This window comes from Streptomyces silaceus (assembly GCF_001419745.1).
GTDB lineage: Bacteria > Actinomycetota > Actinomycetes > Streptomycetales > Streptomycetaceae > Streptomyces > Streptomyces silaceus.
The window spans coordinates 1-3,494 of record NZ_LIRJ01000525.1; the positions used below are offsets into that span (position 1 = coordinate 1).

The following is a 3,494-nucleotide window of genomic DNA, read 5'->3' on the forward strand; positions in this document are numbered from 1 at the left end:
GGGGCGCGGGGGGCGTCGCCCGGGGTCCGCAGCGTGTCCAGGACCTGCCGCACCTCCCCGAGTGCCTCCTTGCTCGCGGCCTTGATGGTGGTCAGCGCGGTGCGGGCCTGCTCGGGGTCGGAGTCGAGCAGGGCGAGGCCGACGCCCGCCTGGACGTTGATGACGGAGATGCTGTGCGCGAGGACGTCGTGCAGTTCCCGCGCCATGCGCAGCCGCTCCTCGTCGGCCCGCCGCCGGGCCGCCTGCGCGCGCTCGGCGCGCTCCTTCGCCCACTGTTCACGGCGTACGCGCCCCAGTTCGGACACGGCGACGATCGCGACGACCCAGACGGCGACCGGGACCTCCTCGCCCCAGGAACGCGCGCCGTCGTCGCCGGGCGGCAGCCACGCGTAGAGCCAGTGCGCGATCAGCAGGTGCCCGGCCCACAGCGCGCCGACGGCTCCCCAGGCCGCGCGCCGGTGCCCGGCGACGACAGCGGCGAAGCAGCTCACGGCGACGGCCAGGAAGACCGGTCCGTACGGGAATCCGGCACCGATGTAGATCAGCGTCACCCCGGCGGTGGCATACGCGACGGCCACGGGGTGGCGGTGGCGCAGCAGGAGGACCGCGGTCGCCAGGAACAGCAGCACCCGGCCGAAGGGAGTCAGCCCCTCACGGCCGGACTGGCCGTGCGCGGCGAAGCCGGAGCCGATCTGGACGAAGACGGTGAGTACGAGGGTGGTGAGCCAGGGCAGCCTGCGGACCGCGCCCTCCTCGGCCGCGGCGTTCCACCACGGCGGCCCATGCCGCCACATCGGCGGCATGGGCCCTACGGAGGGCGCACCGCCGTCCCTGCGTTCGCGCTGCTCGTCCATGCCGGCCACGCTAGACCGCGCCGCCCGCCACGGGCGTCCGACGGGCGGGGTGATCAGGGGTACTCCCCAGGGAGTACGGGGGCGGGGCTGACGGAGGAGGCACCGCGGCAGCCCCGGGCCTCACCCCTGCGGCAACAGTCCCACTCCATGAGCGAGTTGCGTCACCGCGCGCGAGAAGAACGCCTCGCGGTCCTCGACGACGCGGTTGAACTGCCCGAACACCTCGAAGCCCACCAGCCCGAACAGCTGAGCCCACGCCGCGACCATCGCGGTGATGACCGCAGGCGGCAGATCGGGCGCCAGATCGGCGGCGAGCCGTTCCCCCTCCGTACGCAACCCGGCGGGCAGGGGCGTCACGGCCACCCCCCGTCCCCGGTGGGCGTCACGCACGATGTCGATGAGCAACTGCCCCACGCGCGCGGCGGCCCGGACCGTGGTGTCCGGCGCGCTGTAACCAGGAACGGGCGACCCATAGATGAGCGCGTACTCATGCGGATGCGCCAGCGCCCACGCGCGTACCGCCTCACACACCGCTGTCCACTGCCGCACGGGCTCCCGGTCGGCGACGGCGGCGTGCGCGGCTTCGGCGGCGGCGCCGAGGGAGTCGTACGCGTCGATGATGAGCGCGGTCAGCAGGTCGTCACGGCTGGGGAAGTAGCGGTAGAGCGCGGAGGAGACCATCCCGAGCTCGCGGGCGACGGCACGCAGCGAGAGCTTGGCGGCACCCTCGGCCGCCAGCTGTCTGCGCGCCTCGTCCTTGATCGCCGCGGTCACTTCTTCGCGGGCCCGCGCCCGCGCTCCCTTGGTGGCGCTGGTGTTGCTGCTCGTGCTGCTCATACGGGCCAGTGTGCCACGGGAGCGGAGCGGTGCACACAGACGAGAGCAATGCTCCATAGACGGATCGGCGCTCTGTTTGATGAGCAGAGCTTCGCGGCGAGAGCGGTGGGCCTCGTATCGAGAGCGGTGCGCCGTGCACATGGGGTGACGCCCAGCCCCCGAGAGCGGGCGAGACGCCCGAGGGAGAGCGGCGCCCACTTTTGAGAGCACTGCTCTTGCTTTGGAGCACCCGTCTCGTGCACACTGCTCTCAAGCGAGAGCAGCGCTCTCCCACCCCTCTCCCCCTCCTGGAGGACACCATGTCGTCGTCATCCACCTACTACCTCAAGGGCAGCCCGCTGAACGTCCGTCTCAACGGCGTGGTCGGCTGGCTGGCGCGGCACGGCGTCAGCCTCATGGGCAGCGCCGAGCTCTCCGTGCGGGGCCGCAAGAGCGGCAAGATGCAGCGCATTCCCGTCAACCCGTATCTGCACGAGGCCGACCAGTGCCAGTACCTCGTATCGGCGCGCGGGCACTCTCAGTGGGTGCGCAATATGCGCGTCGCCGGGGGTGGGGAGTTGCGGGTGGGGCGCAAGGTGCGGGAGTTCAGCGCCGTCGAGGTGCCCGACGACGAGAAGCCGGCCGTGATGCGCGGGTATCTGGAGCGGTGGGGCTGGCAGGTCAACGAGTACTTCCAGGGCGTGACCGCCAAGTCCTCCGACGCGGAGATCCTGGCGTCCGCGCCGGACCACCCCGTCTTCCGGATCACGGTGCAGAGCGCGAGGAAGGGCCGGAAGGGGTGAGGGCAGCCCAAGCCGCCCTCACTTACCCCTCCGCCCCCTTGGGCCCCTGCCCCTGACCCTGCTCCGGCCCTCCTAGCGATCCAGCGCGTTCAGCGCACGCCCCGCCAGCGGATGCGTACGCACCAGCTCGCCCAGCGTCGTCGAGCCGCGTGTGATCTTCGCGAAGGCGTTCCACGCGGGGCGGAAGCCCGTGATCGCCGCGTGCAGGACGCCGGGGCGGCGCTCGAAGACCTGGAGCATGCGGCGCCCCACGCTCATCTCGACGCCGAGGCCCGCCTTGATGGCGAAGGCGTAGTTCAGCGCCTGGCGGCGGGCGTCCACCGCGTCGTGCGCCTCGCCGATGCGCACCGCCCACTCCCCCGCGAGACGCCCGGAGCGCAGCGCGAAGGAGATGCCCTCGCGCGTCCACGGTTCGAGCAGGCCCGCCGCGTCGCCGCACACCACGACGCGGCCGCGCGAGAGCGGCGAGTCGTCGCTGCGGCAGCGCGTCAGATGCCCCGAGGAGATGCTGGGCTCGAAGCCGGCGAGGCCGAGCCGGGCGATGAAGTCCTCCAAGTACCGCTTGGTGGCCGCGCCTTCGCCGCGCGCGGAGATCACGCCGACGGTGAGGGTGTCGCCCTTGGGGAACACCCAGCCGTAACTGCCCGGCATGGGACCCCAGTCGATGAGGACGCGGCCCGCCCAGTCCTCGGCGACCGTCTCCGGCACCGGGATCTCGGCCTCCAGGCCCAGGTCGACCTGGTCGAGCTTCACGCCGACATGCGCTCCTATGCGGCTGGCGCTGCCGTCGGCGCCGACCACGGCGCGGGCGAGGACCGTCTCGCCGCCCTGCAGGACGACGGCGACCGTGCGCCGGTCGGGCACCTCGGGGCCGTGCTGCTCCACGCGCGCGACGGTGACGCCGGTGCGCAGCTCGGCGCCCGCCTTCTGCGCGTGCTCGACGAGCTGCTGGTCGAACTCCGGGCGGTTGATCAGCCCGAAGAGCATCTGCCGGGAGCGGCGGGTGCGGGAGAACTTGCCG

The 3,494-nt window shown here is 72.6% G+C and carries 4 protein-coding genes; 1 reads left to right on the forward strand and 3 read right to left on the reverse strand.

Translation table 11 applies throughout. From position 1 onward, the window contains the following. Both AOK22_RS35790 and AOK22_RS35795 read right to left on the reverse strand, forming a co-directional pair. A partial coding sequence (locus tag AOK22_RS35790) for a histidine kinase dimerization/phosphoacceptor domain-containing protein (RefSeq protein WP_167357919.1) occupies nt 1-854 on the reverse strand: 854 nt, incomplete at its 3' end. Nucleotides 855-974: 120 nt separating this feature from the next. Then, nucleotides 975-1,691 carry a TetR/AcrR family transcriptional regulator gene (locus AOK22_RS35795; protein WP_055702861.1) on the reverse strand — a complete coding sequence of 239 codons (717 nt, stop codon included), beginning with the start codon at nt 1,689-1,691 and terminating at the stop codon, nt 975-977. Between the two features lie 299 nt (nt 1,692-1,990). Between AOK22_RS35795 and AOK22_RS35800 the strand changes: the two genes are divergently transcribed. Then, a complete protein-coding gene (locus tag AOK22_RS35800; protein WP_055702862.1) occupies nt 1,991-2,473 on the forward strand; it encodes a nitroreductase family deazaflavin-dependent oxidoreductase in 483 nt (160 codons plus the stop codon). Between the two features lie 72 nt (nt 2,474-2,545). On the opposite strand, the gene AOK22_RS35805 is transcribed toward AOK22_RS35800, so the two are convergent. Then, on the reverse strand, nt 2,546-3,494 hold a 949-nt coding region (locus tag AOK22_RS35805; RefSeq protein ID WP_055702863.1), incomplete at its 5' end, for a geranylgeranyl reductase family protein.